Here is a 17,901-nt window from a genome sequence, read left to right as displayed (position 1 = left end):
AAAGTCCGCGCCGCTTTCAGGTTGTTAGGGGGCGATCGCAACAGCGGAGTTGCGTCCTCGTTTTGCTCTAACGCTCCCTACTTTTTTGGTGAACTACTAGCAGTGCTAATACCATCACAAAGCTGGGGATCTCTCTCACTGATATCTGCTCTGGAGTCCTTCAGATAGCCGCGCACCCGATCGCAGTTCATTGCTAGAAGTTCATCCAGTTCTTGTCTAATTTTATACAGGCGAACAGTGCCGTCCCCTCCACTGCTAGCTAGTTTCTCGCCATCTGGACTGAACGCTACACTATAAACAACGCCGGAATGTCCCTGGAATTTGGCTAACTCCTGACCTGTGATGCTCCACAGGCGGACAGTGCTGTCAAATCCTCCAGTGGCTATAAGCTGACCATCCCGGCTAATTGCCACACTTGATATTCTGCCTTTATTGGGAAAGTTGTGCTTTAATTGCCGACCTTTAGTGTCCCACACCTGGATGATGCCGTCGCCTTCATTTACAACAGCAACTAGAAATTGACCATCCCCACTGAACGCCATACGATACACCTTATCCGAGGCTTTGACCAACTGCTGGCCTTTGGTATCCGCAGACCAGACGATGGGGGGGCTATTATCGTTAGTGTTAGTGCTACGAACAGTCAACTGCTGACCATCTGGGCTGATGGCTTCAATTGTTTTTATTTTAGATATTTCCTCTCGATCCCCTTGGAGTTTGACCAACTGCTTGTCTTGAGTGTCCCCAAGCCAGACGCTGATAGTACGGTCTTCGTCATTAGTATCAGTGCTACGAACAGCTAAGTACCGACCATTCGGACTGAATACCACCTGTTGGACGGTGCCTTGATCCCCTTGGAGTTTGAGCGAATGCTTCTTGCCTTTGTTGTTCCACAAGCTGATGATGCCATCATTTGTATTTGTAGTAGTGGCGATTAATATCTGATCATCTGGGGGATTATCTGGGCTGAATGCTACTCCCTTAACCTTGCCTTGAAGCCCTTCGGGTAAAGGTAAATCTTTACCTTGAGCATCATCCCACAAGCGGGCGGCGGACTGCTCATCCGTAAAAGTTTGACCGGCTAGACGCTGACTATCTGGGCTGAATTCTAGCTCACCAATAAGTGAACCCTCAGTCCGGATTACCTTCAACGGCTGCCCAGAGATGTCCCACATACGGACGGTTCTATCATCACTGGTGACCAAAAGCTGACGATCCCGGCTGAACGCCATGCCGCTGAGGCTGTCTTGTCCTTGGAGTTTATCCAACGTCTGGCCTTTGGTGTCCCGCAACCAGATGGTGCCGTTTACTTCCCTGAAGACCAGGATCTGGCTATCTGGACTGAATTTCACGCTATCAAACTCGGTGTTCCCTGATGAATTGATTTCTGCGCTCCATTCCCTATTTTCGGTGTTCCATAGGAGGAAGGTGTTGCTGTTTTCCCCTTTGACGGCCAATATCTGGCTATCCGGGCTGATCTGCACGCTGGAAGCCTTTTGGGGGAGTGTGTACAGCTCCTTGGTTTTGGAATCCAGCACATCGACAGTGTTGTCATTTCGAGTGATGACCCAGAACCGGCCATTTGGGCTGAACTGTGCGTTCTGGTACCCGGATTTATTAGATTCATCATTAGGCGGGAATTTGAATTTGTTCGGCAACCTCTTGGTTTTGGTATTCCACAGGTAGGCAAAGCCTTCTTCCGCGTTAGAGGCGCTCAGGAGCTGGCTATCTGCACTGAACCTCGGTTCCGAGAAGCCCTTAGCCTCGCTCCCTGGGAGTTCCTCCTGCTTCTTGGTTTTGGTATCCGACAGGTAAATTTTGCCTGCCGGATAACCAATGAGGGCGAGCTTCTGTCCATCGGGACTAAGCTGTACGTGAGGATAATACAGTGAATCGGATTTCTCCTCAGTCTTTTTTAGAGAATTGTCCATCGGGATATTTTCCCACTTCTGGGTTTTGGCATCTTCCAAGCTGATTGTGCCTTGATTATCAGCAATAACCAGCCGACCTTCTGAGGTAAACGCCATAGTCTCGACCGAAGATAGATTAGTTTGTAAGCGGTTAACTTCCTGTCCTGCATAAACTGTGCTGGTCAACTTACCTAACACTTGATCCTTTAACTGAGCATCCGGCCACAGTTTTTGCCAGAATGACTGCTTGAGTTGTGTCCCAGCTCGTAAACTGCCTATCCTTGCATCTATTGCTTGATGAGTGACCAAGCCAGTCTCAGCGGATTGTAGAAGAGCCTGAATTCGCTCCATTTCTGCTTCCCTCCACTTACTTCCAGCAAAGATGGCAAATCCACCCAAGACAAAAGCGGCGCTTGCAGTCGCCATGAGCAGACGCTGTTTGCGTTGTTCCTCTTGCTTGCGGATGCGATCGCGCAACTGGACACAAGCTAAAACATATTCCTCCTCAAGTTGATTGAGATGCACAAATTTGGGGTGCTTCCACAACACCTCCGCATCTTCTAATCGTCCCCCCTGATGGATCAGATAAGTGTGTTGACCTGGTTGCTTTTGGTGCGGCTGCCACTCCTCTGCTGCCTGACGTATGTTTTCTCGCAGTTGCAAGTCAGTGCGGTTCTGACTCAACCACTCCTGCAACCTTGGCCAATAGCGGATTAAAGCTTCATGGGCGACTTCTACTTCTTCCTTCCCGGTAGTTTGGTTCCAACTGGTGACGACTAGCCGTACCCCTTCACCAGCTAGCTGCTGCACCAACATCCTAGTCTCTGCCATGTTGCTTCCGCTGGGCACCAGATCCTCTAACTCTACTCGCTGGCGGGTGTCGCGCCGTTTCTCTACCTGGATGGCATTCTTATCCAAGCGAGTTAAGCGCAAGAAAATATTCTGGATTTGCTCTTGTTGCTTAGCTGGTAGGCTAGTGTAAAAAGCATCAGCAGTTTTAGCGATCGCCTTCTGGACTTTACCAATCGCTTCGTACTCCTTATTGCACAGCCAGCGTCCGCACCGTCGCTTCCACAGCTCCTGCAACGCATATTGCAGCAGTGGCATTGCGCCTGGCTCCCCCTGCACGTCATTGAGAACTAAGAGGCTTAAACCCGTTTCAAAGCGCAATCCTCCCCTATCTGCCTGCATCTTCATCGCTGTAATTAGTTCGGCAGGTTCCATTGGTCCCACCAATTTTTGTCGGGTTTCAATCCGCTTTCGCAGTTCGGGGTAGAAGGTACACTCTCCTAAAAAGTCGGCCCGCATTGTTATGACAACTTTCCGCCGCTCGGCAAGGTGTAACAACTTGCCAATAAATTTTTGCCGATTGTCTTTATCCTCGCAGAGGGTGAACAGTTCCTCAAATTGGTCTACCACCAGTACCGAATGCTGTTCCGAGACCTTTAACAGGATTTCTAATTGTTTCAGCGGCTCGTTGCTCGGTGTGATACGAACCGACTGTAGGCTTGGCTCCTGCTCTTTAAGCTTAGGAATCAGCCCAGCTAGCACTACGGATGATTTGCCGCTGCCCGAAGCACCGATAACCGCTAAGAAATTATCCTTCGCCAGTTCCTTTTGTAAGTCTCTAATCAGCTCATCGCGCCCAAAAAAGAACTTATGGTATTGTTCCTCAGCAAAGGAAGAGAGACCCGGAAAAGGACACTCAGCCTTGTATTGTGGTGGTTCCTTGCCCAAAGCTGCCAGAGCATCAAAGCTAATTTCCAGAACTTGATCGCACAGGTTATCGATCTCTAGTATTGCCTTCTGGCGCTGTTCACGCGCTATGCGTGACTCGGCTCCTTGGGTATCATTGAGGATCTCTACCTGCGTTTTAAAGCTCTCATTGAGTACAGAGGCATTAGGGGCGCGTTCTGCCAGGAGTTTGCTTAGCTTTTCAATGCCATACTCGATTTCCTCGTCAGTTAAATCCCGATCGTCAAGGCGATCGCTAAATAAGGGACGCCCACCCAAGCGGCTAAACAGGGCCGGAACAGCAATATCGTGGCGCTTTCCCAGTCCGGCTGTTGCCTCTTGTAGCGCCGTATCTACCTCTCCAGACTCTCTCAGCCGTCGATAAAAGCTCTGTCCTAGAGCTAAGCCTGTCTCTACGCTCACTTTGCGAGTCATCGCTACTACAGCAGGCATCCCCAAATGTCTAACCAATCTTTGCCCTAATCCACCTAATCCTGCTTCTGCTCTGGGGTCGGCACTTTCGCAAGTGCAGAGAAAGGCAAAGTGAGGTAAACTCCTCTGATGATTACCGATGTTCTTCAGCTCTTTGACTAATTGTTCTCCCGTAACTGACTCAACTTGGTTATCGGCTTCTGCCCAGTACAGAACAGTATCTCCGTCATCCAGCAGCTTGCCGTGGGCGACAAAGTGCAGCAAGGTGTATGGCTTCTTAGAGTTAGTCAGTTGCTTAGACAGTTCTTTTAGCGTTGGCGGTCCGATAGCACCTGCAACATCATTTGCCAAAATTTCGTAAGGAATATCACCAAGCGCTTCCTTGACTCCAGATAAGACATCTTCAACATCAAAAGGTGCTAATTGAAACTTACCGATATTAGAGGGACTCGCTACCAGCACCAGTGCCCGCAAGTCCCGCCGCCCAATCGGGGGAAAGCAGCGATCGATAATAGTGGGAATGTACAGGGAAAAGGGAACGCGCTGGTCGCGGGCTAAAAGATCCCAATCCTCGTCGGCATCAATCGGAGCACACAGCCTTTCCCAATGCAAGGTCTTCACTTCGTCGTTGTCAGCCGCTTCAATCGATAGCAAAATTCGCAGGCGACAGTCCTGACTGCTCTTGGATAGGGCACGAACAAAGGTGTCATAGACAGCCCCTCGAAACAGGGCTTTGCCTAGTAGGGTGCCGTATTTCCTCTCGTTTTCTTGCTGTTGAGTGAGTTCGTTAAAGTCATCCTGACTTAGCTCAAGAGTCTCTTTTGAATGGATGGTTAGTCCATCCGGTTGCTTACACCTGACAACAATAGGCCAGCTACTATCGCCGGATTTGCTCTGGATGGTAATCTCGAACTCAAAGACATTCATGCATTTTTTCCTTTGATTATTTCTCGCTCTCCAGATGCCGGATAACGAATTATTTGTCGTTATTATGAGACGTTATTACGAGGCTATAAGTACAGTGAGTAGTTCTTTTGGTTCACTCTAGGTAGAAGAAAAATAATATAGCCGTTCTCACGTATATACGGTAGAATTTTGCTCTTTCTTTAAAATCAGAGAGAGGCTTTGAAATTAGCCCGTTTCTCGATTCCAGGAACTCTGTTGGAAGTTAGGGCTTGAGTGTGCTTCACTCAAGCGAGAAGCACTATAAGGTTTTTTTGTCCCTTGCAGCAGAGCAAATTTTGAACCCCTTACAAGGAGGTACTTTTACTGTTCGATAGCTTAACCCATGTTTTTATCAGTTTTTTATCGCTTAAATAATTGTTAATAATAAAACTTATTGTTTAACTATGATTTCTATTTTTATAGATTAATTACCAAAAATAAAGGGTTTAACACTTAAACTATTGTTAAATATCAAACCAAAAAAGGCTTTTTTAAAACTTAAATAAGTCAAAAAATGTTTATTATGCGGCTATAATACGAGTAATAGCTATATAGATAAAAGCCTCCGATGTTTCGAGTAGTTCTTTGATGATCGCCAGATAAACACACGTTAGATTGCGCTTAATATGCGTTATTTATTCACGTGTGCGTGGTGTTAATGTTTGCAATTTCAGCTTCCGCTTTGGGAAATTTTTTCCGACTAAACATACCTTTCAAAACATCCTCTAAAAGAAGAGGAAAGGTTAGTTGTTCTTCCTTCACTTATAGGGAACCACACATCTTGCATCAGTTGCAATACCGCCAGAGATTAAAATCTCTGGCTAATAGCCAAATTCCTTTTGCATAGGAATCTCATACTGACTAGATAAAGATTTCAGTCCATTAAAAAAAACTTTGGATATAAGCTGTAGAAATTTATTTCTTGGCGGGTTTTGGGAGTAACTCTAATATGGGGTTAGATTTGTCCGCTCGGAGAAAGTATTGAGCCATGATCGACTTTACAGTTTGGGATGAGCTACTGCGCCGATACGTGGATCTAGAAGGTCGCGTCGATTATCATGCTTGGTCTTCAGAGCGATCGCAAGCGCTTTCACAATGGCTGAATTCCTTGCAGGAAGTAGATTTGGGGGATTATCCCAACCTAGATGAACGGTTAGCGCTGTGGCTGAATTTATATAATGCGATCGCGCTCAATCAAGTTCTAGAACGCTATCCCATCCCCTCCATCCGACCGAAGATTTTAGGAATTCCCAACTGGCTTGCCTTCCTGTTGTTCTTCATCCGTCCCGTCTATTCCTTTGCAGGTAAACGCTACAGCCTCAACCAAATCGAACATGGCATCCTCCGCCGCGAATTTGACGAACCCCTCATCCACTTCGCCCTTGTTTGTGCATCCATCGGTTGTCCGTTGTTGCGAAACGGTGCATACTTTCCGGAATCGGTGCGGACTCAGTTAGAGGATGACGCCAGCCGTTTTATCAATAATCCCGATAAAGTTCGCTACGATTTCCAAACGGGAACGCTTTACTGTAGCAAAATTTTCAAGTGGTACAAGAGCGATTTACTGAAAGTCGCACCTTCAATTCCTGAATACATCCGCTTGTATTTAAAAACCGACGTGCCTCTTGACGCTTCAACGCCGATTTCCTATCTCTATTACGACTGGAATCTGAATGAAAAAAAGAGTTATTAGTTGTTAGTTGAGCGACAGCAGATGCACTTTGATATCAAATTCAGTAATTACCCACTCCCCGGAACCCCACCCCGCCAACGCCTGCGGCTCTGGCTCCCCTCCCCGCAAGCGGGGAGGGGTTGGGGGGTGGGGTTCTTTTATTATGGGAAATTAAACAGATTCTATAACTAATAACGAATTAGCGAATTTCCTCATAAAACTTTTTCAGGTAAGTTGCTTCAACTCCGATACCCCAAAGAAAGCCGATGTAGAGATATATCGCGGTAGCCTTCAGCGAACCCCATTTTGCCACACGGCGATCGCTACTTTGCACAACTCGATTCACTTGACGAATCCGACCTCGTTGCACCAACTTCAGGCACAAATCCGCTTCCTCCATAATTGGCAATGCCGGATCAAATCCGCCACATTTCCAGAAATCGGCGCGACGACAAAACATCACCTGATCGCCAAATAACAATCGCAACCCCTGAAAAAACAAACGAGGTCGGAAAAGCAGCGGCGCGTAGTAAGTTTTGAGGTAATTATGCAGCGAAACTCCCCAGCGCGTCGTCTGGGAACCTGTCATCAAAGAAATAAACCCGCCGCCAGCAACAGATGGATCGGCTAAAGTTTGCTCAACCACTGCCACAAAATCATCTGGAACCGAAGTATCTGCGTGTAAGAAGCACAGGATATCTCCCGTCGCCGCCTCTGCGCCTCGGTTCATCTGCACTGAACGTCCGCGAACATCACAACAGAGGACACGCGCTTGAGATGACGGGGCGATCGCTTGTAAGATCCGCTGGGCGATCGCAACTGTCTCATCGTCACTTCCCCCATCTACCACCAGCACTTCCCAAGCTGGAGGATCTAGCAAATTCAACTGGCGCAGCGTGCGTTCCAAGCACGTCGCCTCATTCAGCGTGGGAATAATAATCGAAACGCGAGACATCTCCGGTTTAGCATCCTCATTCAATAAAAAACCGGCGTTACCACCGGCTAAAATCAAGCATCACCAGCACTGCTTGCACATTATGCGATCGCTGGAGTCATTTGCTTTTGTTGCTTTTGTTGCTGAGCCAATTCTACGAGACGACGAATCCGATCCTCAGTCGGGGGATGGGTACGGAAAAGAGATTGCAACCCTTTTGTCGAGATAGGATTGACAATCAGTAGCGGCGACATCGTGGGATTGCCGTTCATCGGAATCTGATGACCCATTGCCTCCAGCTTCTCCAACGCACTGGCAAGCGCCAAAGGATTCCCCGTGATTTCAGCCGAACCCAAGTCAGCAGAATACTCCCTGGTGCGGGAAATCGCAAACTGGATTAGCGCCGCAGTAATAGGAGCCAAAACGATTAGAAACAAGGCACCCAAAGCGTTTCCACCTCGGCGGTCATCGCGGGTGACAGGGCCGTAGAGCGCTCCCAAAGTGAGAATCCGTCCGACAAAAGTAATCGCTCCAGCGATGGTGCCTACAACTGCCTGAGTTAAAGTGTCGCGGTTTTTGACGTGGGTAAGTTCGTGAGCCAAAACACCTTCAAGTTCTTCGCGGGAGAGTAATTCTATAATCCCTTGAGTCACTGCCACAGAAGCATGATCCGGATCTCGTCCGGTTGCAAAAGCATTGGGGGATTTGGTTGGCACTAAAAACAGTTTCGGCATGGGAATCCCCGCCTTTTGGCTCAAAGAAGCTACCATATCGTAGAGTTCTGGAGCCTCCTGACGCTCTAGCGGTTGGGCGCGATACGCCATCAAAGCGGCTTGGTCAGAATAGTACCAGGAGCTAAAACTACTGAATGCAGCAAAAGCCAGACCTAAATATAGCCCCTGCTCGTTGCCGACCAGATAATAGCCACCCAGAACCAGAAGACCGCTGAGGAGTCCCAGCAATGCTGCTGTCTTGATTTGATTTCCAATCATGATTATTAGAAAGCAGTTGTTGAAGATTTTCTTTATTTGTTCTTAAGTTCTCAGATTCTGGAGTGTCTAGGCTCTATCTCATGTATGAGACTTGCCTCTTCCGGCTGGTAGGGAAATGTGTAAAGGGCTTTAGGAGACGCTTATAGTTATCTGCTAGTGCATTGATGGCGATCGCTTCTACCCTGGTTGTCTTCATCTCTTTTCAGGTGAAAGCGATCGCGATTACCAAACGAGCCTTTTTATACCCCGCATCATTGCTTGCAATGGAACTTCCCATAAATGTTCTAAACCCCAGATATATTGTAGATATCTGGGAAAACCTAAAAATTCTAATTTAGAATTATCCGTATTTACTGCTCTTGAATATTGTATATATCTCATTATCAAACCCTCGGAAAATGATTTTCTTTTTCTACTCGTGAGCTGATATTCGCTGCACTCAAATTTAGAAACGGGTATACTCTGTACTTCTTGTAAAATCGACAGAGGGATTGGGGAATATAGGATTTTATGTAATTTTGTCAGTATATTTTGTATGGGCAAAATTAAGCGATATTTTTGTGCCAGAGTTACCAGTCGGTTCCAATCAATTTCTGCTTGGTATGAGTTGAGAAGTATTGCGGCATCAGCTAGCCGACTAATTGGAAAAACAAAATTACTCATTCCTCCATATACACAAACGTACAATAGCTGATCGGTAGGATTTAAAACATAAGTTGATAAGTCATCCAGCTTGGTTAATATCGCACTATCCCAAAAATATTTTTCAGCATCTTCTTGAAAACCATCTGCGAACAGATGCCAGCGAAGATTAAACTGTTGTTTTAATTCATTGTCAAATCCTAGAGTATGAGAGAAGGGCGTAATTGTAACTGGTATTTTTCCTTTGGCTCTCCAGCCAATTTTTTGTAACAGACTTACGGCTGCTAAAGCATCTGCTGGATGAACTAAAAAATCAAAATTATGTATCATTCGTGAGCCATAATCTTTGTAATAATGTAGATTCAAAGCTGCATCCTTGAGCAGCATTGTTGTGATACCATCATTCTGAAAACAACTGATAATAGCTGCGACTTGTTGAAACAAAACTTGGGTTTCACACCATGTGCGTCGGTAAACTCCCTTTAGTCTTGCCATATGCAGATCCGTCACGCCATGTGCGGATAAGTTGCGATAAAGTAAAGGCAGCAATCGATAGGATTCTACATCGAGATTCTCAATATCGGCAGATGCTTTCCATTGATTCCAAGAATCAATTGCCTCTTCTCCCTGCAACAGTGCTGCCCGCAAAAGCAATTTTTGCTCGGAATTAAGCCAGTCACAGCTATCCTTATTATATAGATTCATTTTACGCATCTTTTGTAATTGAAAATTTTAAACGATGGTAATCAATTAAGGCACTTTGATGCCTGGAACATTTACTCGAATTTTGTAAACAGAAGTGCCAGCAGTAATATAAAGACTTTGCAAATCATCATCTCCCCAAGCACAATTCGCTGGCACCTCCGGAGTCACAATTGTTCCCAAATGATTCCCTTCTGGATCAAAAACCCACACGCCTCCTGCACCTGTGCAGTAGAGATGTCCTTGCACGTCTACTTTCATCCCATCGGGTAAACCAGGTTTCTTACCATTCATCTTGTAAAAGATGCGACTGTTGGCAAGTTTACCGTCAGCTTGAACATCGAACACGCGAATATGACGGCGTTCAGAATCGTCGATATAAAGCTTTTTTTCATCCGGTGAAAATGCTAGTCCATTGGGTTTATCAAAATCGTCGGCTACGACAATAATTTCTTTGCCATCAGGCGAGAGGCGGTAAACCCCCTGGATTGGTTGTTCCTGCTGTTCGGGTTTGATGCCATAAGGCGGATCTGTGAAGTAGATAGAACCGTCACTTTTCACGACAATATCATTAGGACTATTCAGTTTATTACCTTGAAATTTATCAGCTAAGACGGTAATCGAACCATCTTTTTCGGTGCGGGTGGCGCGGCGCGTTCCGTGTTCACAAGCAATGAGTCGTCCTTGCTTATCTCTAGTCAAACCATTGGAATTATGGCTAGTCTTTCTAAAGACTGTTACGTCACTACTGGGAGTCAGTTTAAAGATTTTGTTAGCTGGAATATCACTAAAGAGGAGATACTTTTCTTCAGCAAACCAAATAGGGCCTTCTGTAAATTCAAATCCCGTAGCCACACGCTCAACAGTTGCATTTTTAGGGAAAAGACTTTTAACTGCTTGACATTTCGCCTCCAAGTGCCCTGAAAATAAGTGTTTTTCTACTTTTCTTTTTACCCAATTTATGATATAAAACATTTGGTTTTCTTTAAAATAACAAGCTTTTTTATTGATTCAGATATTCGGCATAACGATGATTATATAATGACAACCCAGCATCGATTTTGAGAACGGTTCCAGTCGTAAATTTTGAAAAATAGTCGGAGGCTAGGTAAACAGCAGCCCGACCAATATAACAAGGATTGATTGAACTGTTATGCAGCGGAGTATAGCTGTGACGGAGGGAGTTTCCTTGCTCATCTTCCGCTACCCAGCCGGGAGCGATTCCGTTAACTTTTACCCCAGAAGTTGCCAATTCTAGAGCCAATTCTTTGATAATCATTCCTAATGCAGCTTTTGAGGAGCTGTAACTAGGCCAACGTACAAGTTCCCATTGGTGAATAGACGTGATATATATAATCGAGCCATGAATGCGATGATTAACCATCATTTGAGAAATAAGCTTTGTGAGATACATTGGCCCGAAAACATTGGTATTAAAGGTTTTATGCCATTCTCCTAAATCAAGGTTTTTTATCTGGCTCGTCTCAAATTGGATTCCCACATTGTTGACAAGAACATCAATATTTATTTTGTTTTCTAATAAATAATTACATAAATAATCGTTATCTTCAGTCTTAGAAATATCTGACACAAAGGCTCTTGACTTAACTGGATAGCAACTTAATTCTTTTTCTAAATTTTCACATCCTTCCCGAACTAGGTCAGTGAAGAAAATGTTTGCGCCTTGTTTTGCCATTTCAAGAGCAATACTTCTGCCAATATTTCTGGCTGCTCCAGTTATCAGAACATTTTTTCCAGCTAAAAGCTGATTATCGATAACTACCGAAGGCTCTGTTGCTGGTTTTGTAACTACCAACTTTGGAGCTGTGGGCGGATTCACGAAGGCTGTTAAGGCAGCTTTAAGGCGAGTTTTCAAACTCATATTTATTGAGAAAATGAAGAATTATTTTCTGGCAAAGTTGCGGCGCGGCGTCGGTCGAGTGAAGCTTTAATCAGCCGGACATAATCAGTCCGCGCTTCACGCTGGCGAATGCTCAGATTGGTTTCGTGCAACCGCCTTGACATCAAGAGGTCTGGTAACATCTTTTCACGCAATCCCAGCTCTGTTGCACGCGCATACCAACTGATAAATTCTCCCATTTGTAAGTTGGTTTCAAATTTTCCTACCCGAAGAAAAGCTTCCCGTTTAAGCAGCATGGTTCCAGGGTGATATCCCGCCATTAATTCAGGAGGACAGTATATTTTATTCTTGATGCTTTCATCTAATTCGGGACTGTGAAACTGTTGAACGTATCCGAAGACTATATCAATATCGGGTTCGCTCTCAAAAACCTGCATTTGACAAGTCAATTTATCTTTGACCCAAAAATCATCTGCATCGAGAAAAGCAAAGAAATTTCCTTGCGCTAATTCTGTGCCATAATTTCGGGCAGCACCCGCACCGCTTTGGGCTTGGGAATAGTACCGCACTGATGACGCAAAGTGCTTTGCTACTTCTGCACTGTTATCCGTTGAACCATCATCTACTACAATGATTTCCAGTGGCTGATAAGTTTGAGCTAGTACGCTTTCAATCGCTTCAGCCAGATAGCGATCGCAATTATAGACAGGGATAATAACGCTAACTAAAAAAGAATTATTCATTCTTAATCAAAGTCTTTCTTTCTAATTTAAGTTGCAATATCTTTAAATAAATCTATTGAAGTAAATCCTTTTGATGTTTTTCATTTGCAAAAGTTTAAGCAGATTCTAGTAAATCTACACTTTTGAAAAAAAGTATTTGGGTTTTATAAAACTCTGTTTGCTCTAAATAATGCGATCGCTTCATTGTTGAATTGCATCTTTTTTAATTTTGGCACGACGTTGACGATTAACAGATTGCTTAAGTATCTGCAATAATTCTTGATTGTTTATCTCAGCATTGGATGAGAGATTTTGGGTGTGAACTCGTTTATATAGAAAAACTTCGGGGATAACAGCCATAGGTATATTTTCATCTTTGGCTCTAGCAAACCAATCGACATCGCTAGCAATCACCAGGTTAGTGTTAAATTTACCAACTGAATTTAATAGGGATTTCCGCACTATTAAAGTTCCAGGAATAGGCCCAACAATATCTTTGTCCAATAGATCTTTCTTGAAACCTAAGGGGATAGGACATTCTGGCTCTAAAATAAACCTAAATTTAGCGATCGCATATTGAAGTGTTGGATCCTTGATAAGGTAATCAACCTGAAGACTTAATTTATTGGGTGTCCACACATCATCGTGGTCAAGAAAAGCAATAAATTCTCCTTTCGCAGCCTCAATCCCAAGATTCCAAGCGTCAGCAAGGCCCTGACCAGCTTGCCAAATATAGCGAACTCGTTCATAAGACTTGGCAATTTTTTCAGTATTATCTGTTGATTTACCATCAACAACAATAATTTCATAGTCTTCATAAGTTTGCGATAGAACGCTTTCGATAGCATCTGCTAATCGATGTTCTCCATTCTTGACAGCAATAATTACACTGACTAGCGGTAAATATTCCATTATATTATTCTTTGAGGATTTTACATTATTTTAGGAATTTCAGGAGAAGTGCCAAGGTACTCATTAATTGGCATATCTAATAAAGAAGCCATTTGAGAATTCCCTCGTTTTCGACACCGATCTAAATGTTTTTTGAAAATCCTTACAAATCCAAGCTCGACTAAGTTTTTTCCAACGGTCATGTTATCTTCGTGCTTGCGATAAAACAAACTAACCCGGTCTAATACAACTTTTGAAATCCCATTTTCCCACGCTCGGATAAACCAATCGACATCTTCAGCATAGTTAAGTGTTTCATCAAATAAGCCAATTTTATCAAAAACTAACCTCCGATAAATTGCGCTTCCTAAATTTATATAGCTATAAGGATTGTAAGCAGGTTCAAAAAGGGGCTGATTGTTCGTTGTAATTTGACATAGCTTCATTTGTTGAATTAATCCCTGGACAATCTCTACTGAGGGGTTATCTACTAAATAACCTACTTGCAGTTTCAGTTTATCTTCTGACCATAAATCGTCAACATCTAAAAAAGCGATCGCATCCCCTTCCGCTATACTTAAACCACGGTTACGAGCCGCTGCTGGACCGCTGTTATCTTGATAAACATAGCGGATACTATTTTTGAATTGTGCTGCTACTTCCGCTGTTCCATCAGTTGAGCCATCATCAACAATGATAATTTCTAAAGGCTGATATTCTTGATTTTTGACATTAAAGATTACTTCTGATAAAAAATTTTCTCCGTTGTAAACAGGGATAATAACGCTAACGAACAATTGGCGATTTTCCATTGGCTATCGATTGGAAATAAGGTTTAAAATTACTTCAGGAATTTGCCCTAAATCGGTGCCAAGTTCTAAGTAATAACAAGGAAGCTGGCTAACGATTTTCATCATCATCTGGCAAGCTTCCTTGCCAGCACCCGGTAGTTGTAGGATGGTACTTGGTACAAGTGATGCTAAGGCTGCTGCCGATGAGGTGGCTGTTAACTTAGTATCTGTTTCCCCAGTAATGCGTGGAATTAAAATTCCTCGAAGGGGAAAACTGGGCAAGATTTTTTCGGGAAAATGGTCGTTGATGAAATAAAGCGCTTTTTCTGAATCTAAGCGATCGCTATTGCTAATTGCCTTAGCGAGAAACGGCAATCTTTGAACATCATCGGCATTTTTTTTGCCAGTGCTGTAAATGCTAAAAACAGTTGGAGTGGGGTCGGAAGTAATCAAACTATAGTCGTCGCTGGCATAGAAAAGCTCAGAGTTAAGGCAGGTTAAAGCTGTAGTTGATTTACCAGACCCCCCTTTTCCCACTAGCAACACGCCGCCACTTGGCATTCCAACTGCACCCGCATGAACCAGTTGCAGTCCCCGCTTACTCATCCAGACGTTAAAAATTGTCCGTAGGGGAGAACCTGCTTCCCAGTAAGGAAGTTGTTCAGTTGTCTCAACCCAATAGATTCCCAGGTTGCGATCGCTATCTAAAATACTTAACGCAAACGCTCCCCATTGGAAACTGGTATGAATGCGCTCATTAGTAAACCCGATAATTTCCCCACGCTTTGGATGATGATGATTTATTTGCCAAGGTGGAGGTGGCATTACGGTGTTTGTCGAGGCGCTATCCCACAAACAAACTGTCAGCGCTGGATCTGAAACGGGTTCTGTAGCTAAATGTCCTAAAGCAGGTGTCATGTAGGAAATTAAAGCTGAACCAGCAAAACGCAACCGAATTTTAAACCCGCCTAAGCAATAAAAACGGTCAATAGAACCAGATGCAGCCTCAGCTTTTTCGTATAATTCATAAACCGTATTAAAAAAGGCTAAAGGGTCTTTCGCTTCTGTTTTAGTGGCAATCTCAGATGCCAACTCGTTAGTCATCATGTTGAAAAAACTTAAGGAATTAGCTGAAACCTAGGGGCAAATCCTGACGGCTGCCCCTTCCCAATACACCTTGAAGCTGCTGATAATGATGCCAAATGCTGATTTAATCAGGCTTCAACTTTAACATTAGGCCAGCCCACCACCTCATTCACTTCGTGAATGGGGTCTAAAGCTAGCAATTCTTCCATATCTGTATATTTTTCTAAAGTTGGGGGTGAAAAGCTGAGCTTTTCAGGATTGTCGTTTGTGGTGCTTGGTGCGCTGTCTATATTTAAATTTTTAGGATCTTCTGTGCTATCGAGAGTAATGAGTTCTTCTTGCTGCAATCTGGCAATAAAATCATTGACAGTATTTTCAATAATTTGGCGATCGCCATCGTAGCACTGGATTATTTTTTGGATAATATTGCTTTTGGAAGTACCTTTAATAAGTTCTTCCCAAATATCAGCTCCAACTTTTACTAAGCTATAATAATCTCCCTTATCTAAGTTGACGATTACAACTTCACCATCAATCGTTTCGTGGACAACTTTAGGAGCATTCGCCTTAAATATCTCTGAATGATTCATGATTTTTTTGCTATACTACCAAGCTTTGTTTCGCTTTTCTTAACCCTAAGCTAACCTTGAGATATTCTAATGTCAAGGTATAACTAATTAGGTTTATTACTAAACTTATAGACTTTATAATGATTCCGCTTATATTATAAATTAACGATTTTAAATAATATTAGTTATTACAAAATACATATTATGAGCTTTTGATTTAGTTTAAATTTAAAGCTCATAATATGTATCCGGTTTAAAATTGAAAAAGATTTATTCCTTACTTACTACCATTTTGATTAAGGAATAAATTTTATAGTTTAAGCATGAAAATTATAATTTTTTTTTACTCACCTTGAATCTTTTTAATATTTGCTCTCCTATTAGCCTGAGTGGTCGCAGCAAATAGTAAAGGAAAGCTGGAAATTCCGCCAAGGGTAGTAGCAACCAGTCGGTAGTAGTCGGCGTGATTGCTAATTTCAGAGAATACCGCACCCTGTCAATTAGGCGTTCTCTGGCTTTTAAATGGAAGCGGGTGGTTGTCCCGTCTTTAACAGATCCGTCCGACGAACGGAAAAGCTGTTCGCATACTTCAGCCGCCAGCAATTCTACCGTTGGGTCAGCCTGAATCTTTTGCCAAACATCATCTGGCAGGGCAGTTCCTAGAAGACGATGTGCCAGCCTTAAACCTATAAACAACATTCGCTGACCGCCCTTGGCGCTAGCTTGCTGCATCAGTTTGACCCAATCTAGCTGCGGATGGCTGCGGATAAGTTCGGCTACGTCGCAGATTCTTGCCAGTTGCGTCCAACAGTCTTTGGTTCCGTGTCCGCAAATCGTTAGCAACGAATTCTCTGGCGAGAGGTTGGGAACTGTCGTTCCAGCAATGGAGACTGGCTCTAGGTCATCCCACAATTCTTTAGAATCGATGGGAAAAGAAAAATACTTTGGCATTACTCCCCAGTGCAGTTCCACCAACACTCCTTTCTGGTGGTTCCTAAATGGATAGGCGGCTTCGCGTACAAATTGATGAATATGAGGCGAAGTCACAAAAGCCGCTTCCTGTTCTTGAGTCACTTCGATGCGCTCGATTTTCATCTGGTATCCTTGAGACAAAAACAGCGCCTTTGCCCTTTCGATGTCTCTTTCTTGCACCAGAATGTCTAAATCCCAGAACTGTCTTCTCAACAAATTACCGTAGGCAGAAGCGGCTAATACTGGCCCTTTGAAAGGTAGAACCGGAATTCCTTGTGCTTCAAATAGATTTACGAGTCTAACCAGTTCGCCGCTCAAAAATAGGCTGCGTCGCGTGAGGGTTTGAAAATCAGCCCGCAACTTAGCCAGAATATTCTTCGGAACCGCTTCCGGACAGGTGCTGTTTAGGTTCCAATACAAAAGTGGCATCACCCTATGCTCAGTCGCCATTTGCATCAGTTCTGCCCAATCTATATGATTTTCCTGGAGTAAAGTGACTAGCCGCTCAACTCTTTCCAATTCCATCCGAGTACTGGCACAGATTAGCAGCACTTCGATTTCAGGGCGAGTACCTACCGATGAAGCTTTAGCAAGTAATGTTTGCAATATCTGGCTCCACTAATTTAGCTAAGTCTGGTAGTAATATTCACAATTCATCAATTTTTATATACAACTACGGCATTATTTGTATAGTTCTGATAAAAATATAGGGAATTTTAGTAAAGATTTAGTAATTTCTAGTTTTTGTCAGTATTTGTACGATGCTAGCGTCACGAAATTTTCACGAGACGAGAAACTCCAAATTTTAGAACCCTGACGAATCAAGGGTTTAAGAAATTATAGCAATCGCCAAGGTAATTAGGACGACAAGCATAAGACATGCTCGATTGCATCTCGCAAACAATTAAACTGGTCGAGTTGTTTGCGGATGCAGCTCTTGAGCCAAGACCAGCAGTTCTCAATTTTGTTGAGGTCGGGGGAGTAAGGTGGTAAATACCAAAGTTGAGCACCAGCCGCTCGAATCAACTGCTCAATCCGCCCGCCCT

Annotated in this window: 14 protein-coding genes; 1 reads left to right on the top strand and 13 read right to left on the bottom strand. The window is 43.8% G+C overall.

What is annotated here, in order from left to right; translation table 11 throughout:
* Positions 1-77: 77 nt before the first annotated feature.
* Positions 78-5,003 carry a CHAT domain-containing protein gene (locus tag NDI34_RS17215; protein ID WP_190985700.1) on the bottom strand — a complete coding sequence of 1,642 codons (4,926 nt, stop codon included), beginning with the start codon at positions 5,001-5,003 and terminating at the stop codon, positions 78-80.
* Between the two features lie 1,006 nt (positions 5,004-6,009).
* Here NDI34_RS17215 and NDI34_RS17210 point away from each other — a divergent pair.
* Positions 6,010-6,714, top strand: a complete 705-nt coding sequence (locus NDI34_RS17210; protein ID WP_190441448.1) for a DUF547 domain-containing protein — start codon at positions 6,010-6,012, stop codon at positions 6,712-6,714.
* Between the two features lie 178 nt (positions 6,715-6,892).
* Here NDI34_RS17210 and NDI34_RS17205 read toward each other — a convergent pair whose 3' ends face one another.
* The 12 genes from NDI34_RS17205 to NDI34_RS17150 all read right to left on the bottom strand — a co-directional run.
* Positions 6,893-7,648 (bottom strand): TIGR04283 family arsenosugar biosynthesis glycosyltransferase, encoded by a 756-nt coding sequence (locus tag NDI34_RS17205; protein ID WP_190411518.1) that lies wholly within the window; start codon positions 7,646-7,648, stop codon positions 6,893-6,895.
* Positions 7,649-7,728: 80 nt separating this feature from the next.
* A complete protein-coding gene (locus tag NDI34_RS17200) occupies positions 7,729-8,619 on the bottom strand; it encodes a M48 family metalloprotease (protein ID WP_190531990.1) in 891 nt (296 codons plus the stop codon).
* A gap of 222 nt (positions 8,620-8,841) precedes the next feature.
* Positions 8,842-9,975: a nucleotidyltransferase family protein gene (locus NDI34_RS17195; RefSeq protein ID WP_348233272.1), complete on the bottom strand. Its 1,134-nt coding sequence runs from the start codon at positions 9,973-9,975 to the stop codon at positions 8,842-8,844.
* A gap of 36 nt (positions 9,976-10,011) precedes the next feature.
* Positions 10,012-10,818, bottom strand: coding sequence for an SMP-30/gluconolactonase/LRE family protein (locus NDI34_RS17190; protein WP_348233271.1), 807 nt, complete (start codon positions 10,816-10,818; stop codon positions 10,012-10,014).
* Positions 10,819-10,966: 148 nt separating this feature from the next.
* Positions 10,967-11,845, bottom strand: coding sequence for an SDR family oxidoreductase (locus tag NDI34_RS17185; RefSeq protein ID WP_190531997.1), 879 nt, complete (start codon positions 11,843-11,845; stop codon positions 10,967-10,969).
* Between the two features lie 2 nt (positions 11,846-11,847).
* Positions 11,848-12,567: a glycosyltransferase family A protein gene (locus NDI34_RS17180; protein WP_190688698.1), complete on the bottom strand. Its 720-nt coding sequence runs from the start codon at positions 12,565-12,567 to the stop codon at positions 11,848-11,850.
* A 180-nt stretch (positions 12,568-12,747) separates the two neighbouring features.
* Positions 12,748-13,458, bottom strand: coding sequence for a glycosyltransferase (locus NDI34_RS17175; protein ID WP_348233270.1), 711 nt, complete (start codon positions 13,456-13,458; stop codon positions 12,748-12,750).
* 20 nt (positions 13,459-13,478) lie between these two features.
* Positions 13,479-14,249 (bottom strand): glycosyltransferase family A protein, encoded by a 771-nt coding sequence (locus tag NDI34_RS17170; RefSeq protein WP_348233269.1) that lies wholly within the window; start codon positions 14,247-14,249, stop codon positions 13,479-13,481.
* Positions 14,250-14,252: 3 nt separating this feature from the next.
* Positions 14,253-15,335, bottom strand: a complete 1,083-nt coding sequence (locus NDI34_RS17165) for a serine kinase (protein ID WP_348233268.1) — start codon at positions 15,333-15,335, stop codon at positions 14,253-14,255.
* 107 nt (positions 15,336-15,442) lie between these two features.
* Complete coding sequence (locus tag NDI34_RS17160) at positions 15,443-15,904, bottom strand: PqqD family protein (RefSeq protein ID WP_190532007.1); 462 nt, start codon at positions 15,902-15,904, stop codon at positions 15,443-15,445.
* A gap of 309 nt (positions 15,905-16,213) precedes the next feature.
* Positions 16,214-17,461 (bottom strand): nucleotidyltransferase family protein, encoded by a 1,248-nt coding sequence (locus tag NDI34_RS17155; protein WP_190532009.1) that lies wholly within the window; start codon positions 17,459-17,461, stop codon positions 16,214-16,216.
* 252 nt (positions 17,462-17,713) lie between these two features.
* On the bottom strand, positions 17,714-17,901 hold a 188-nt coding region (locus NDI34_RS17150), incomplete at its 5' end, for a transposase (protein WP_348233267.1).

Source organism: Trichocoleus sp. DQ-U1 (assembly GCF_039961925.1).
Taxonomy (GTDB): Bacteria; Cyanobacteriota; Cyanobacteriia; order Cyanobacteriales; family FACHB-T130; genus FACHB-T130.
This window is presented reverse-complemented; position numbering and strand designations above follow the sequence as displayed.

Excerpts from the sequence above, each read along its gene's own strand:
- NDI34_RS17215 (WP_190985700.1), bottom strand. The coding sequence starts at position 5,003 with ATGAATGTCTTTGAGTTCGAGATTACCATCCAGAGCAAATCCGGCGAT.
- NDI34_RS17210 (WP_190441448.1), top strand. The coding sequence starts at position 6,010 with ATGATCGACTTTACAGTTTGGGATGAGCTACTGCGCCGATACGTGGAT.
- NDI34_RS17205 (WP_190411518.1), bottom strand. The coding sequence starts at position 7,648 with ATGTCTCGCGTTTCGATTATTATTCCCACGCTGAATGAGGCGACGTGC.
- NDI34_RS17200 (WP_190531990.1), bottom strand. The coding sequence starts at position 8,619 with ATGATTGGAAATCAAATCAAGACAGCAGCATTGCTGGGACTCCTCAGC.
- NDI34_RS17195 (WP_348233272.1), bottom strand. The coding sequence starts at position 9,975 with ATGCGTAAAATGAATCTATATAATAAGGATAGCTGTGACTGGCTTAAT.
- NDI34_RS17185 (WP_190531997.1), bottom strand. The coding sequence starts at position 11,845 with ATGAGTTTGAAAACTCGCCTTAAAGCTGCCTTAACAGCCTTCGTGAAT.
- NDI34_RS17180 (WP_190688698.1), bottom strand. The coding sequence starts at position 12,567 with ATGAATAATTCTTTTTTAGTTAGCGTTATTATCCCTGTCTATAATTGC.
- NDI34_RS17175 (WP_348233270.1), bottom strand. The coding sequence starts at position 13,458 with ATGGAATATTTACCGCTAGTCAGTGTAATTATTGCTGTCAAGAATGGA.
- NDI34_RS17170 (WP_348233269.1), bottom strand. The coding sequence starts at position 14,249 with ATGGAAAATCGCCAATTGTTCGTTAGCGTTATTATCCCTGTTTACAAC.
- NDI34_RS17165 (WP_348233268.1), bottom strand. The coding sequence starts at position 15,335 with ATGATGACTAACGAGTTGGCATCTGAGATTGCCACTAAAACAGAAGCG.
- NDI34_RS17160 (WP_190532007.1), bottom strand. The coding sequence starts at position 15,904 with ATGAATCATTCAGAGATATTTAAGGCGAATGCTCCTAAAGTTGTCCAC.